Annotated in this window: 14 protein-coding genes; 3 read left to right on the forward strand and 11 right to left on the reverse strand. The window is 39.4% G+C overall.

The genetic code is table 11. From position 1 onward, the window contains the following. The first annotated feature begins 297 nt into the window (after positions 1-297). On the forward strand, positions 298-861 hold the full coding sequence (gene ahpC, locus V7266_RS12415) for an alkyl hydroperoxide reductase subunit C (protein WP_335468198.1): 564 nt from the start codon (positions 298-300) through the stop codon (positions 859-861). Between the two features lie 235 nt (positions 862-1096). Further along, positions 1097-2626, forward strand: coding sequence for an alkyl hydroperoxide reductase subunit F (gene ahpF, locus V7266_RS12420; RefSeq protein ID WP_335468199.1), 1530 nt, complete (start codon positions 1097-1099; stop codon positions 2624-2626). A gap of 200 nt (positions 2627-2826) precedes the next feature. Here the strand turns inward: ahpF and V7266_RS12425 are convergent, their stop codons facing one another. The 10 genes from V7266_RS12425 to V7266_RS12470 form a co-directional block, all read right to left on the reverse strand. Next, entirely contained in the window at positions 2827-3084 is a 258-nt protein-coding gene (locus tag V7266_RS12425) for a helix-turn-helix domain-containing protein (protein ID WP_335468200.1), read from the reverse strand. A 184-nt stretch (positions 3085-3268) separates the two neighbouring features. Further along, positions 3269-3541 carry a sigma 54-interacting transcriptional regulator gene (locus V7266_RS12430; RefSeq protein WP_420491392.1) on the reverse strand — a complete coding sequence of 91 codons (273 nt, stop codon included), beginning with the start codon at positions 3539-3541 and terminating at the stop codon, positions 3269-3271. Positions 3542-3921: 380 nt separating this feature from the next. Beyond that, positions 3922-4638: a 3-ketoacyl-ACP reductase gene (locus V7266_RS12435; protein WP_335468201.1), complete on the reverse strand. Its 717-nt coding sequence runs from the start codon at positions 4636-4638 to the stop codon at positions 3922-3924. A 122-nt stretch (positions 4639-4760) separates the two neighbouring features. Continuing rightward, positions 4761-5318 carry a 6-phospho-3-hexuloisomerase gene (hxlB, locus tag V7266_RS12440; protein WP_335468202.1) on the reverse strand — a complete coding sequence of 186 codons (558 nt, stop codon included), beginning with the start codon at positions 5316-5318 and terminating at the stop codon, positions 4761-4763. A 14-nt stretch (positions 5319-5332) separates the two neighbouring features. Beyond that, on the reverse strand, positions 5333-5959 hold the full coding sequence (gene hxlA / locus V7266_RS12445; protein WP_335468203.1) for a 3-hexulose-6-phosphate synthase: 627 nt from the start codon (positions 5957-5959) through the stop codon (positions 5333-5335). A gap of 301 nt (positions 5960-6260) precedes the next feature. After that, positions 6261-6707 (reverse strand): YaiI/YqxD family protein, encoded by a 447-nt coding sequence (locus V7266_RS12450; RefSeq protein WP_335468204.1) that lies wholly within the window; start codon positions 6705-6707, stop codon positions 6261-6263. 141 nt (positions 6708-6848) lie between these two features. Further along, positions 6849-8909, reverse strand: a complete 2061-nt coding sequence (locus tag V7266_RS12455; protein WP_335468205.1) for a beta-galactosidase — start codon at positions 8907-8909, stop codon at positions 6849-6851. Positions 8910-8987: 78 nt separating this feature from the next. Then, positions 8988-9902, reverse strand: coding sequence for a carbohydrate ABC transporter permease (locus tag V7266_RS12460; RefSeq protein ID WP_335468206.1), 915 nt, complete (start codon positions 9900-9902; stop codon positions 8988-8990). Beyond that, positions 9899-10852, reverse strand: a complete 954-nt coding sequence (locus tag V7266_RS12465) for a carbohydrate ABC transporter permease (RefSeq protein WP_335468207.1) — start codon at positions 10850-10852, stop codon at positions 9899-9901. The genes V7266_RS12460 and V7266_RS12465 overlap by 4 nt, the downstream gene beginning before the upstream one ends. A gap of 55 nt (positions 10853-10907) precedes the next feature. Then, complete coding sequence (locus V7266_RS12470; protein ID WP_335468208.1) at positions 10908-12380, reverse strand: ABC transporter substrate-binding protein; 1473 nt, start codon at positions 12378-12380, stop codon at positions 10908-10910. A gap of 298 nt (positions 12381-12678) precedes the next feature. On the opposite strand from V7266_RS12470, the gene V7266_RS12475 reads away from it, so the two are divergent. Further along, positions 12679-13896: a glycerophosphodiester phosphodiesterase gene (locus V7266_RS12475; RefSeq protein WP_335468209.1), complete on the forward strand. Its 1218-nt coding sequence runs from the start codon at positions 12679-12681 to the stop codon at positions 13894-13896. Positions 13897-14011: 115 nt separating this feature from the next. Here V7266_RS12475 and V7266_RS12480 read toward each other — a convergent pair whose 3' ends face one another. Then, a complete protein-coding gene (locus V7266_RS12480; RefSeq protein ID WP_335468210.1) occupies positions 14012-15205 on the reverse strand; it encodes an NAD(P)-dependent malic enzyme in 1194 nt (397 codons plus the stop codon). Positions 15206-15267 lie beyond the last annotated feature (62 nt).

Consider the following 15267-nt stretch of genomic DNA (forward strand, 5'->3'; position numbering starts at 1 on the left):
GAGGATAATTAAATGAGAATCTTATTAACGATAAATCAAAGAAAAGGACAAAAATCTAAATGAGAATTATAATGAATAATAGAGAATCATTTGATTAAGTAATGTTGGATTACAATGAAATTTACTTAGTGATTCCAATATATCCAACTTCATAAACATTCCTGCATTGCTATTACTGACAAGAAGTTGAGTGATTCTACTTGACAATGCAATCAGTTGTATATGATAATACTTATTGAATTAGAATTATTATAGTTTACAAAAAACTATCAAATCATATCTAGGAGGAATTTGATTATGTCATTAATCGGAAAAGAAGTACAAGCATTCACAGCACAAGCTTACCATAACGGTGATTTTATCACTGTATCTGAACAAAACTTCAAAGGCAAATGGAATGTTGTTTGCTTTTACCCAGCAGATTTCACATTTGTATGCCCTACTGAGTTAGAAGACCTTCAAAACCAATATGCAACATTAAAAGATCTTGGTGTGGAAGTTTACTCTGTATCTACAGATACTCACTTCACTCATAAAGCATGGCATGATCATTCACCAGCAATCAGCAAAATTGAATATGTTATGGTTGGTGACCCTAATCAAAAGATTTCCCGCATCTTTGATGTTCTAGATGAAGAAGAAGGTCTTGCACAGCGTGGTACTTTCATCATCGATCCAGATGGTAAAGTTCAAGCTATGGAAATCAATGCAGATGGCATTGGCCGTGACGCAAGCACGATTGTAAACAAGATTAAAGCAGCACAATACGTACGTAACAATCCAGGTGAAGTTTGCCCAGCTAAATGGCAAGAAGGCGGAGAAACACTTAAGCCAAGCCTTGACCTTGTAGGTAAAATCTAAGCAGTACGTTTTAAATTCTAAGGGAATTGGAAGCTTCCAATTCCCTTTTTCAGTACATAATGAAAACGATTATTATGAATCTACTGCATCACTCTTCTTTTTAAGTCGAAAGATATAGGTATTTTTCACTTGACTGATAATTAGTTTTATATGATAATGATTATAGAATTATAATTATTATTATTAACAAAATTATCAACTGACTCGCAGGAAAAATTTAAGGAGTGAGAGATTAATGATATTAGATAAAGACATAAAAGCACAGTTAGCCCAATATCTTCAACTAATGGAGGGTGATGTACTGCTTAAAGTCAGCGCTGGTTCCGATGACGTTTCTCGTGACACACTAGCTTTAGTTGACGAATTAGCCAACATGTCTTCTCATATTAAAGTAGAGAAGACTGAATTAGAAAGAACTCCAAGCTTCAGTGTGAATCGGATTGGCGAAGACACTGGGATCACTTTCGCTGGTGTTCCTCTTGGACATGAATTCACTTCATTAGTATTAGCTTTATTACAAGTGAGCGGACGAGCTCCTAAAGTGGATCAAAAGCTTATTGATCAGGTTAAAAATATCAAAGGTGAATTTCATTTCGAATCTTACATCAGCTTAACCTGTCACAACTGTCCTGATGTGGTACAAGCTCTAAACGTAATGAGCAATTTGAACCCAAACATCACACATACGATGATCGATGGTGGTGCGTTTAAGGAAGAGGTTGAGAGCAAAGGCATTATGGCTGTACCAACTGTATTCTTAAATGGAGAATCATTTGGCAGCGGCCGGATGACACTTGAGGAAATCCTCGCCAAGATGGGCAGTGGTTCGGATGCATCAGAGCTTTCTGATAAGGAACCATTTGATGTACTTGTTATTGGGGGCGGCCCTGCTGGTGCAAGTGCAGCGATCTATGCAGCGCGGAAAGGAATCCGTACTGGTATTGTGGCCGAACGTTTTGGCGGCCAGATCATGGATACCCTCGGCATTGAGAACTTTATCGGTACGAAGTATACAGAAGGCCCTAAACTTGCTGCAAGTCTTGAGGAACATGTTAAAGAGTACAATGTCGATGTCATGAATTTACAGCGTGCGAAACGTTTAGAGAAAAAGGACTATATTGCTGTCGAACTCGAAAACGGTGCGATTTTAAAAAGTAAAACCGTCATTCTTTCAACAGGTGCCCGCTGGCGTAATGTTGGTGTCCCTGGCGAAGCAGAGTTCAAGAACAAAGGGGTTGCTTACTGCCCGCACTGTGATGGTCCATTGTTTGCCGGAAAAGACGTTGCTGTTATTGGCGGAGGTAATTCCGGTATTGAAGCAGCAATTGACCTTGCAGGTATTGTAAAACATGTTACCGTTCTTGAGTTTGCGCCAGAACTGAAAGCTGATTCTGTCCTGCAGGACCGTCTTTACAGCCTGCCAAATGTGACGGTTGTCAAGAATGCTCAAACAAAAGAAATTACCGGAACTGACAAAGTAAACGGCATTTCATATATTGACCGTGAAACAGGTTCAGAGCATCACATTGAATTGCAAGGAATCTTTGTTCAAATCGGACTTGTACCAAATACAGACTGGTTAGAGGGAACACTTGAACGTACTCGCATGGGTGAGATTGTTGTCGATAATCATGGTGCAACAAGCATCCCTGGAGTATTTGCTGCCGGAGACTGTACAAATAGCCCATATAAGCAGATTATTATTTCGATGGGATCAGGTGCGACTGCTGCATTAGGTGCGTTTGATTATCTGATTCGAAATTAATTCTACAAATATTATTACGTTACCACTCTAAGGGAATTGGATTCGTCCAATTCCCTTTTTAAATCAGATGTGCCTAGAGTTCCGTTACCAGTATTATATTAAACTTTGACCTAATTGCGGGCTATTTGAAGTGGGAGATTATGTATAAGAAAAATTTCATACAATAACAAAAAGGAGGCTTTAGAAAGGCCTCCTTTTTGTTACTTTAGATTTTTGATATCAAAACCCAATTTTTTTAATTTTCGATAAAGGGTGCTGCGGCTCATGTTTAATTCTTTCGTTGCATCCGTGACGTTCATCTGTGAGCGTTTTAACGCTTGTTTAATCCAGTCTAATTCAGCCTGATTGACGGGATTTATTTTCACCGTATTAATAGCTAAGGTCTGTTGTTTATGGATATGTTTTGGTAGACTCTCAGGGGTAATGATACCGTTGGCTGAAAAATTGGCATATTCCATCGCATTCTCCAACTCACGAATATTTCCAGGCCAAGAATAATTTCTTAATATTTCCATAGCTTCGTCAGTTAGATGGGATGGACCGTGGTGTTTCTTAATGGTAAACTATTGCACAAAATTTTCAGCTAGTAATGGAACACCTTCTGAACGATGACGGAATGCTGGTAATTCAATGTGAAAAACATTAAGCCGGTAATAAAGAATCCTTACGAAATTTTCCCACCGATATTTCTTCAGGAAGATTTTTAATGGTCGCTGCAATGACGCGAACATCAATAGGGATACGTGTTTTATCCCCGATTCGGATAATTTCTTGCTCCTGAATCACACGAAGCAGTTGTACTTGTGAATCCAGAGGCATATCACCTAATTCATCCAGGAAAAGTGTTCCCTTATTCGCCAATTCAAACTTCCCTATGCTTCCTTTCAGATTAGCACCTGTAAAGGCACCAGCCACATATTCAAAAAGCTCACTAGGAAGCAAATCCTTTGGTATAGCAGCACAAGCTTTTTCTTCTTAGAATACTCTATAGCAGTTCTTCTCACACGTCCATTTACTTTCACATTGAAAGCTCCCGTTTTGAATAATCTTTATTCAAACGAGAGCTTTTTCGATCTATTATTGAATAAATTTTTATAAAAAGAAGGTATAAAGATTGTGCAATTTGTACCTTGTTTTAGGGTTAAACTGACATATATTGACTTGGAGGAGTGAGATTATGTTCTTGCAAGGGACCATAAATAAAATCTATCATTATTTAAAAGAACATCAGCATGAAGATGTAAATAAGGCCTTTACAAAAAGCAAGCAGATCCAATGGATCTGCTTATGTTTCTTTATGGATTTGTTGACCATAGTCCCGCAGTTTTTACGAATACTCTTGGATTAAGTTTTAATCCGGCTACGATTAATTCAGCCAGGTCTTCTGGGTGCATAACATTTTCTTCATTGCCACTAACAAGGTTTGTATCAATTGCCAAATCTGTTACGACCGTACTTGGTGTTAAAGCTGTTACACGGATATTATGCTTTCTTACTTCCAGCATGAGTGATTCTGTTAGTCCTAAAACAGCAAATTTAGAAGCACTATAAGCACTTGTTACAGGAGCACCTTTTTGGCCAGCAGATGAAGAGATATTGATGATATCACCTGATTTTCTTTCAATCATGCCAGGTAATAAAACTCTTGTTACATTATATACACCCATTAAGTTTACTTGGATGATTTTTTCCCATTCTTCAGGAGTTAAATCAAGAAAACCGCCAAATTTAGCAGTACCTGCATTGTTGATTAAGATATCAATCGGTCCTAGGTCCGATTTAATATGTTCAAGAGCATGAGTAACTGATTCGAGGTCAGTAACATCTGCTGTTGCAGCTGATACTATTACGTCAAATTGTTCTAGTTCAGCAGATACCTTTTCAAGATTGGTCATGTTCAATCCAATCATTCCGATATTAACTCCTTCTTTTGCTAAGGCGATAGCAGTAGCTCGTCCAATACCTCTTCCTGCTCCAGTAATTAGAGCAGTTTTTCCATTTAAAGAACTCATTTTATCACTCCTATAAAAAATAAAAAGCATTTAAATAATAAAAAATTGAAGTAATTGAATACTAACAGAAAGACCACAATCTTTCATTGGAATAGTTTGCGGTCTTTACTAGTTAGATTTCTTTATTCTAAATTGGCATGTCTACCATACATCTTATCGGTATCCAAACCCTTTTTCTCCATGAACCTCAGAATGACTGCGTCGTAGAATACTAAAAGTGTTTGTTCAAATAATGAGCCCATTGGCTGAATGGTTGTATAATCACCTTTGGACTGATCTTTTGGTGATCCAGATAATTTAATGGTGATATCAGCTAATTTTCCAATAGTTGACTCAGGGAAAATAGTTACAGCTGCTATCGTCCCACCTATACTTTTTGCTTTTTCAGCCATGGAAACTAAGCTTTTTGTTTCTCCAGAACCAGATCCGATGATCAATATGTCATCTTTTTCAAAGTTAGAGGTTACCGTTTCGCCTATAACATAGGCATCTATACCCATGTGCATCATTCGCATTGCGAAAGATTTAGCCATAAATCCAGATCTACCTGCGCCGGCAACAAAGACTTTCTTTGATTCAAGTATTCCATTTACTAATTTTTCAGCTTCATCGTCCGAAATTAAGTTTACGGATCGATATAACTCTTTTATAATTTCAGCTAAATATTGAGTCGTATTCATGCTGTTCATTACCCTTAATTGATCATTTGTTGCATTTTAGCAGCAGCAGCTTTTTTATCAGCTTGTCCAGTAATACCGCCACCTACAATGACAAGGTCTGGTTGTACTTTAACGACTTCAGGAAGTGTTTCTAATTTAATACCGCCTGCGATGGCCGTTTTTGCATTTTTTACAACACTTTTGATGGTTTGAAGATCCTCAAAAGAGTTTTTGCCAATTGCTTGAAGATCGTAGCCAGTGTGCACACAAATATAATCTACACCCATTGCATCCACTTCTTTAGCACGTCCAGCAAGGTCTTTTACTGCAATCATATCGACAAGGATTTTTTTACCTTGTATTTTCGCTTGTTCTACAGCACCTTTAATAGACATATCTTCAGCAGTTCCAAGAATAGTGATGATATCTGCACCTGCTTCAGAAGCTTTCATCACTTCATAACCAGCAGCATCCATGATCTTAAGGTCTGCTAATACTTTTAAATTAGGGAATGCTTCTTTTATAGCCTTTACTGCATGGAGACCTTCATTGATCACAACCGGCGTACCGATTTCTACGATATCAATGTGCTCCTCCACTTCTTTTACCAACGCAATTGCTTCTGGAATATTTACTAAATCTAAAGCTAATTGTAATTCCATCTATATTCACTCCTAATAACTTTTATAGATTGTCGTACAGTAATAATATCTCCAAAGTGTAAAAGTACCTTTACAGTAATATTTTCTTATCGGATATTATCTGTACCAGCAGTAGGGATTGATGATGCTCCTTGTCGCTGAACAATTGCAAGTATACAATGTATGATATTATATTAAAAGTACGCACTTTTTTTTTACATAGTGCTAAAAAGTATACTATGGGTTAAGCTTTTCCCCTGCTCCACATAATAAAGGGACGGTTCTCTTGCTTATTTTTAAGCATGAGAACCGTCCCCATGTTTCATTCATAATGCGGGATAACTTGTTTAAAAAGCCTCCTAAATTGCTCCCTATCTTCTTCCGTTAAAGGCTTGGGGCCCTTTGTCCGCTTGCCGCTTTTTCGAGCCATTGCACTTAAATAACGTGTTTGTAATAATTGGTCAATATTTTCGTTTGTATAGCTGAACCCTTTATGATGGAGGACTACACATCCTTTTGCTAATCCTAGCGAGGCAAGTCCATAATCTTGCGTCACAATAATATCTCCCGTTTCTGCTAACTTCATTATCCGATAATCGGCAGCATCTGCACCAGAATCCACATAAATGGTTTCCACACCGGATGGCTGCTCCGCACTGGAAAAATGAGAAAAGCTTGTCACAAGGATCACAGGGATGTGGGCATTCCTTCCTTCAGAAATAATAATATCTTTTACTGGACAGGCATCTGCATCTACATAAACTTTCATTTGTATCTCTCCTGTAATGAAGTTTGAATTACTAGTGATACTATTGGTTAATTGAGCTTTTGTCAAATGGTGTAAGCTCGGAAACCTTCATAATTCAAGCCTTGTTTCCACAAAAAAAAAGCAAGAGAACCGTCCCCTTGCTTACCTTTCAAGGATCATAACTCCATAGCCTTCCATAGCTATGTTTCCAATAAGAGTTTGCCCTGTTAATTTTTCTTTTATAGGTTTGTACATGGTGATTTCTTTTGGGTCTTTACTATAGTTTAACAAATATATTAGGGCCTTTTCAGTGTCTATATGTTTACGAATAGCGAGTTCGACGTCTTCTGGAAGCTTCAGTACATCTGAAACAGGTGAATAAATCTGAATTCTATCTACTAAAAGATTTACGATCTCCTGGTTAAAAACAGCTCCGTAATAATAGACATCTCCATTTCCAAAAGTGTTTTTTACAAGCCCAGGCTGTCCATCATAATAGGCATTTGAATAAGTCCCCAGAACCTCAGCCTGATCCGAATCCACATGTAGTATATCGTTGAAAGATTCTGCAAAAATCTCTTGTTGAGCATCTACACCCTGAATTGTAATTTTAGGTGGTGCCTCGTTGGGACCAATCATCGTAAAGTCATCGACAGTTACACCACAAAGCTCGGCAACCGGCCCTGGCATTGGTGTTAAATAACAATGACCCGAAACATCTTTATAACCTGTCCTGCAGCCAAATACGATCTTACCACCTCGATTTACGTAGTCTTTTAGTAAGTTCGCTTTCTCTTCCGGCATAACGGCTGGATGAGGGTAAACAAGCAGCTTATATTTTAAAAGATCCTCTACAGTCGAGCTCTCAGTTAGAAATAACGCATCAACTGGGATATGACGCCGTTGAAGGACCTTAAACCAAGCCATCTCACTCTGGGAATTGAAAGGACCATGCCAACGATCTAACTCTCCATCCCATTCATTGTCATAGTCTTTAACAATCGCTACATCCGCTTGATATTTGGAGCCAGCAATCTCCTCCCCGATCATTCCCAGCTCTTTCCCCACTTGTTCAGCTTCTAAAACACGGCGGTTTTTACGATTGTCGTAATTATGAATTCCGTGCCAATAGATTTCAGTTCCAAAGGCTGCTGTCCGCCACCTAAAATATAGCAGCATGTCAACACCGTGTGCGATAGATTGATAGGTCCACAACCTGAGCTGTCCTGGTTTTGGTGCCGGCATATCCATCCGATTTACCCAGCCGCCAGGACCTGATTGCTGTTCCATAATGCAAAAATTGGATGAGATGCTTCGTGCGACACTTAAATTCCAGCTCCATTTTCGGTCTAACAATGGATTTGGCCCTTTATCCGGATAGATTGTGCTAAATTGTGGATATGAATCATAAGAAATAAAATCAAGATATTTATCGGCCAGCTTATGGTTATCTAAGTGGCCAAAAAGACCATTAGTCGTAATCCACTGATTTGGTGCAAGCTTACGAATAATATCCACCTGATTTTTAGCAAACGCGATCGCACTATCTGAGAAAAAGCGCTTCTCATCCAGTGCTTGGTGAGGATTAGGAGAATCACTCACCGTTGGTCGTGTTAAGTGAACCTGACTCCATTCTGTATAACTCTGATTCCAAAAAACCGTTCCCCAGCGTTGATTTAACTCAGTCAACGATCCGTATTTATTTTTTACCCAGCTTCGAAATGCCTGATGGTCGGCCTCAGAATAAAACACATTCATTTCACAGTTCAGTTCATTATCAATTTGCCACCCTATTACTGCTGGATGATCTTTATAATGTTCAGCCATTTTCGTCGCAATTCTCGCACAGAGTTCTAGATAAATTGGTGAGTTATAATTGTAATGACGGCGCTGACCGTGTTGATATTGGACACCTTCCTGTGAGACATTCAACACTTCAGGGTACTTACTCGTTAGCCATGCTGGAGGTGTGGCCGTAGGAGTTCCAAGAATCACTTTTATCCCGAAACTGTGCGCTAAATCTATGACTCTATCGAAGAAATTAAATGAAAATTCTCCTTCTTTTGGTTCAAAAATGGACCAGGCAAATTCGGCTAACCTAACTACTGAGAACCCCATTTCTTTCATTCTCTGAAAATCCTTTTCCCATAAGCTTTCTGGCCAATGTTCGGGATAATAACAAGCTCCAAGAGCAAATGTATTTGATTTAAGTGATTTATCCATTAGTTTTATCCTTTCTCTTTATTATTTCTATCTAAAGATTAATTCTTTCAACCCCACTCAATGACCTCCTTTTGATAATTAGGATTTAACCCCTCCCATAGCGATCCCTGAAACAATATGTTTCCTGAGGATCGGGAACATGATCAACATAGGCAAAATGGAGAGGAAGGATCCGATTAAAATTAACGGATATAATGGTTGTCCTGTCCCTGCCGCATTTAAGTTAGCCGTCCAGATTTGCAATCCTACTGTTAAAGGATAAAGGCTTGTTTTATTTAATAGAACTAATGGTAAGAAAAAGTTATTCCAAGACCCTATAAAAGTGATTAGAAAGAGTGTCACAAGACCGGGACGAATAATAGGAAGAGCAATTCGAAAAAATATCCCGTAATCGCTTGCCCCATCGACTCTCCCAGAGTCAATCAGTTCATTCGGCATGGATTCCTTGATAAAGACCATCATGAAATAGACACCAAATGGATTCACAATCATTGGTAACAGGACGCCAGCGTAGGTATTGATAAGACCCAGCGATTTAATCATCAAAAAGACAGGTATCGCCAGTGCAGCTCCTGGAATCATTAAGGATCCTAAAACAGCAATAGTTAAGAAATTTTTCCCCTTAAACACATATTTAGCCAAAGAATAACCTGCCATCGAACTTACTAAAGTTCCCAATAGGCCTGCACCTACGGCATAGATGACTGAGTTTAAAACCCAGCGCCAAAACATCCCATCTTGATAAGAATTTAACCACTTTAGATTAGCCATAAGGTTTAAATGCTCAGGAAAAGCGAGCATCGATGTAGTAAATAATTGATTCGTACTTTTGGTCATCGCGACTAGCAGCCAATAAAGCGGAAATAAAAAGTAAGCAGCCATTACAATCATCAGAATCATCGAGAATGAAGTGGATATTCTCTCTTTTTTGGATTTGCTATGATTCTCCCGTTGGAGATTAGTGGTAGTAAAGGAATTCGATTTTAGGCTCATATAGTCTTCTCTCCTTCTCCTGTATAGGACAGTGTCGACGAACTCACCGTTGAATGACTATTGATTGTATTTCTAACTCTCTCCTTCTTAGCTGTTGTTCGTTCAGAAGTGGCATACATAAACAATAAGGAGGCAATAAAGGTAATGAGAACCAAGGTAATGGATAGGGTGGCAGAGTAAGTAAAATTCCCATAGGCAAACGCCATATTATAGATATCCATATTTGGTGTAAAAGTAGCCGGAATACTTGTCAGAGAAGAAAGCACATATGGTTCATTAAATAATTGGAGTGAACCAATGATTGATAAAACGGTGGTCATGACGATGACCTGCTTCAGGAGCGGAAGTTTTATATGCCATGCTGTCTGGAACTCATTACAGCCATCAATCTTTGCAGCATCGTACAGTTCGATCGGAATAGAAGTGAGACTTGCAAAATAGATGGTCATATTATATCCGGTCCATGCCCATGTTGCCATGTTCATAATCCCATACAAGACAGTTCCTGAATCCAATAAATTAAGTGGTTTTCCGCCTGTAAAAATTCCAAAAATACTTAAAATAGGGTTAAGATCAGGGGAATACAGAAACCCCCACATAATTGCGGCGATCACACCTGGTACCGCATATGGCAAGAAATATATCACACGAAATACAGCTTTGTTTTTAACAAATCGGCTATCTAAAAATAGAGCTAGTACTAAAGCCAAAACTAGCATAATCGTAACTTGTACCACCCCATAGTAGGCAACACGGTAAACAGCATACCAGAAGCTTTTATCCTCCCAGGCAGTTAGATAGTTGGTCAAACCAACAAAGTGGTACTTCCCTTGGATATTAACGAACAAGCTCAATATAAGTGAATAAAGAAAAGGAAAAACAAAGAATAGAGCAAACAAGATCAGAAAAGGTGTAAGAAATATATAGGGAACACGTCGAATTTTTACCATTACCATCCCTCGCGTTTCTGCATTTTATTAATAGCTTCCTTTAACCAGTACTTTCTTACAGTTCTATTTCTAAGGATGATTGTCTTCTCTTAAAGAACCAAATAATCAGCGCAATAGCGGCTAAGACAATGACAACAGGTAGGGCAGGCGTACTAAGAGCGGATAGAGGTTGTTTAGATGAGCTCTGTGCCTCCTTAGAAACGATTTTATACCCCGCAGATTTTGCAAAAACAGTCACTTCATTTTGCAAATTATCAAGCGCTTGATCCCATGATTGTTCTCCTGCTGCTGCTTTTGTAAATTCAATTGTCATTTGGTTGTACACATAATCCGTCCACGGGCTCCATTGGTAGGAAGTATCAACAGATGCAGCTGCTTTCGAATAGATAGGACCAGAAATTTGATTTTTAAGAGCTGGATTAGGCGCATTCATCTCTGATTGTTGGATGCCATATTTATTCCCTGGTACCTGGCCCCGTCCGCCCTTAGTTGTGTCAGTAACATCTAGCTTTTCAGCAGCAGCACTCGTATTAATCCAAGCCGCAAAAAGTGCAGCCGCTTCAGGATATTTCGATTGTGTGGTTACGGCATTGGTTGACCCGCCCCAGTTACCGTCAACGAATTCCCCATTTGCCTCCCATTGAGGAATATCAGCTGCATTCCAGTTATCGGTTCCCTTCTTCACATACGGTTGGATCATGTATGTTGGAGACCAAGCGGCACCCGATACTGAAGCATACAATCCCTTACCGATGTTGCTTTGCCATTGTGGATTCCAATCATTTGTTGCATGGACAACCCCTTTTTTGATTAAATCCCCCCAAAAATTTATCACTTTCTTTGCTTCAGGACTATTTAAATTAATCTCCCATCCCTTAGATGTTTTCGTGAATGGTCTGGCGCCGGCCTGCCACAGTAAACCTGTAATAAATCCACCGTCGTTAACCGGGAAGTAAGACATATACATATCCGGATTCTGCTTGTGTAATTTTTCAGCTTCTTTTGCAAATTCATTCCAAGTTTTTGGAATAGCTAAATTATATTTTTTAAATATATCTGGCCGATAAAGTAATGCCAAGGGCCCGATATCTTCTGGAATGGCGTAAATCTTGCTGCCTTGTTTTACCTGGTTCCATGTCCAAGGCTGGAAGTAGGATTCGTATGGTTTTACATAATTTGATATGTCCAAAATTCCACCTGTATCAACAAACTTAGGGATGTACTGGTACTCAATCTGGACAACATCTGGGGCCCCTGCGCCTGCTTTAATAGCAGTGGTTAATTTGTTATACTCCGCGTTTCCACTTCCAATTAACGGGTGATCCACTTTAATGTTCGGATACTCTTTGTTAAAAGCTGCAATAACTTTGTCGGGATTTGCTGTCCACGTCCACCAAGTGATGGTTGCGTTTTTCGTGTACTTTGGGTAAGTTGGTTGTTGTACACCTTCCGCAAAACTGGTTGTTGTGGTTGTGAGAAAGAAACTACAAAGAACAAGCAATGTTACAATAACTCTTCTTTTTTTCATGATCATCCACCTCACTTTTAATATTAAAAATATTGTAAATTTTTAATATTTTAAATATAAATTTGTATGAAAGCGCTGTCAATAATAGTTTGTACCTATAAAACCGCGCTATTTTCCTTACTTTTCAACGGAATTTTCTAGCTGATACCCAACCATTGCCCTAATAATACATGCTTTTATAGGGTAAAATACTATTCCTGATACTTTGCTCTTTTAGGTATTTTTTCATGGAAAATAATTCTATTTTTATTGATTTAATATAAAAACAGTCCCTTTTTTGATAGGAGTTGGGTTAGTAATGAAGAAAAGCTTGCTTGCCGGTCTTATTTGTCTGTCTATGACAGCAGCTCCCTATTCCGGTTTGGCACAGTCACTTCCAACCACAGAAGTTAAATATAGACAAATGAATTTACGTCCAATAACCACTGAGGTAATGGTTATTGCTCATCGCGGGGCGTCTGCCTACGGACCGGAAAATACACTAGCTGCCTATAAGCAGGCGATAATGATGAAGGCGGATTATGTAGAGATTGATTTGCAAATGACCAAGGACGGCCAGTTGATTGCCATGCATGATGAGACACTGTCGAGAACGACCAATGCTAAGGAACTCTTTCCTGACCGCGCCCCATGGCGAGTTAAGGATTTTTCGATAGAAGAGATCAGTCGTTTAGATGCAGGGTCATGGTTTAATAGAGCCTATCCAGATCAAGCAAGAACCGAATACACAAGACAACATGTCCCAACCCTTGAGGAAGTCATTGAATGTGTCCAAAAGTATGGAAACGGAAAAGTCGGTCTTTATATCGAAACAAAGTCGCCGAGTGCTTATCCAGGAATGGAAGAGAAAGTAATAGAAATCTTAAACAAAACCAACGTCCTTGATGACCGGAGGCTTTTCCTCGAATCCTTCAGTGAACAGAGTCTTCGAAAATTGAAACAATTCGCCCCACATGTAAAACTGATTCAACTTTATAAAAAAGGGATGCTGGCAGGAAAAAATGTGTACCAAGAATTCAAGCGAGTCTCGGAATATGCAGCGGGTGTAGGTCCTTTTAAGGAGCTTGTGAGTCGGAAGTTAATAAAGGCGGCACATCAGAATTACCTTCTGGTCCATCCATGGACCGTCAATTCTCAGAGCCATATGGCTTCCTTGCTTTCACTCGGAGTGGACGGTCAATTTACCAATAACACTGACCAGCTTGTGGATTTACTGGAGAAGCCGTTTATTTCACACGAAGTTGCCAAGGGGGATATAACCGACTCATCAGCGGTTTTATGGGCCGGGACTAATGGAGATGCAAGCGTTCAATTTCAAATTTCAACGGATAGCCAATTTAAGAATGATCCCATTGTCAAAACGAGCCACGCCGATGATAAACATGATTTTATCGTAAGTGTAGAATTTATCGGATTAAAACCTGATACAAAATACTATTACCGGGTCCATGCGGTCTCCAGCAAATATACGGTGACCGGTTCATTTCAAACGGCCCCTACGGAAAATCGAAACTAAACAAAGGGACGGTTCTATCGCTTCTAGAGCAGGAGAACCGTCCCGGATTTATAAGAGTGGGGCTTACATTTCATGAAAATATTTTAATATAAAAAGCCCCCAAGACTATATATCACTAAATCAAAACGCCCATCTTTCTTGAAACACCTGTTTTCATTGCAGTGGAAGCAACAGCTTCTGCAACATGTGCTGCTACTCTCTGGTCAAAAGGATTTGGGATAACATAATCGGCATTCAGTTCTTCCTCTATAATTAATCCAGCAATCGCATGGACAGCCGCAACCTTCATTTCCTCATTAATTTCTTTTGCTCGAACATCTAGTGCTCCGCGGAAAATCCCTGGAAACGCTAAAACATTATTGATCTGATTAGGATAGTCCGACCTTCCGGTACCTACTACCAATGCTCCTGCTTGTTTTGCTTCTTCCGGCATAATCTCAGGTACCGGGTTGGCCATAGCAAAAATAATCGGATCACTCTTCATCGTGCGAACCATTTCTTTCGTTACAGCACCTGCTGCTGAAACTCCTACAAACACGTCAGCACCAACAAGAGCATCGGCCAACATTCCTTGTTTTTGCTCCTTGTTCGTAACCTCTGCCATTTCCTTTTTGAAATCATTCATTCCAAATGGCCGCCCCTTATAGATGACTCCTTGTGTATCACATAGAATGACATCTTTTACTCCCATACGAAGCAAAAGCTTTACAATTGCCACTCCTGCTGCACCAGAACCGTTTACCACGACACGAATATCCTCTAGCTTCTTATTGGCTAGTTTAAGAGCATTGATTAATCCAGCAGCTGTTACAATAGCCGTACCATGCTGGTCATCATGGAAAACAGGGATATCACAAATGCTCCGCAGTTGAGCTTCAATTTCAAAGCATTGAGGTGCAGCAATATCTTCTAAGTTTATCCCTCCAAAGGTAGGCTCCAATAATTTTACCGTTTCTACAATTTCTTTTGTATCAGTAGTATCTAAACAAATAGGAAACGCATCTATATTCGCAAAGGATTTAAATAACACGGCCTTCCCTTCCATTACTGGCATAGCAGCCTTGGGGCCGATATTTCCAAGACCAAGTACCGCTGTTCCGTTTGTTACAACCGCAATGAGATTCCCCTTGATTGTGTAATCATATACCTTACTCTCATCCTTATAAATCTCTACACAAGGTTCTGCAACACCAGGAGAGTAAGCTAAACTTAAATCCTTTGCATTTTGTAGTGGAACCTTAGAAGTTACCGCAAGCTTTCCTTGATGTTCTTTATGCATCTGTAATGCTTCGTCCCGTAAAACTGACATATTCCGAAATCTCCCCCTGTTACAAGAAAAGCGCAAGGCGCCCGCCTATCGGCGACAAGCAC

Origin of the sequence: Neobacillus drentensis (assembly GCF_036965645.1) — a bacterium.
GTDB classification, from domain to species: domain Bacteria; phylum Bacillota; class Bacilli; order Bacillales; family Cytobacillaceae; genus Neobacillus; species Neobacillus drentensis_D.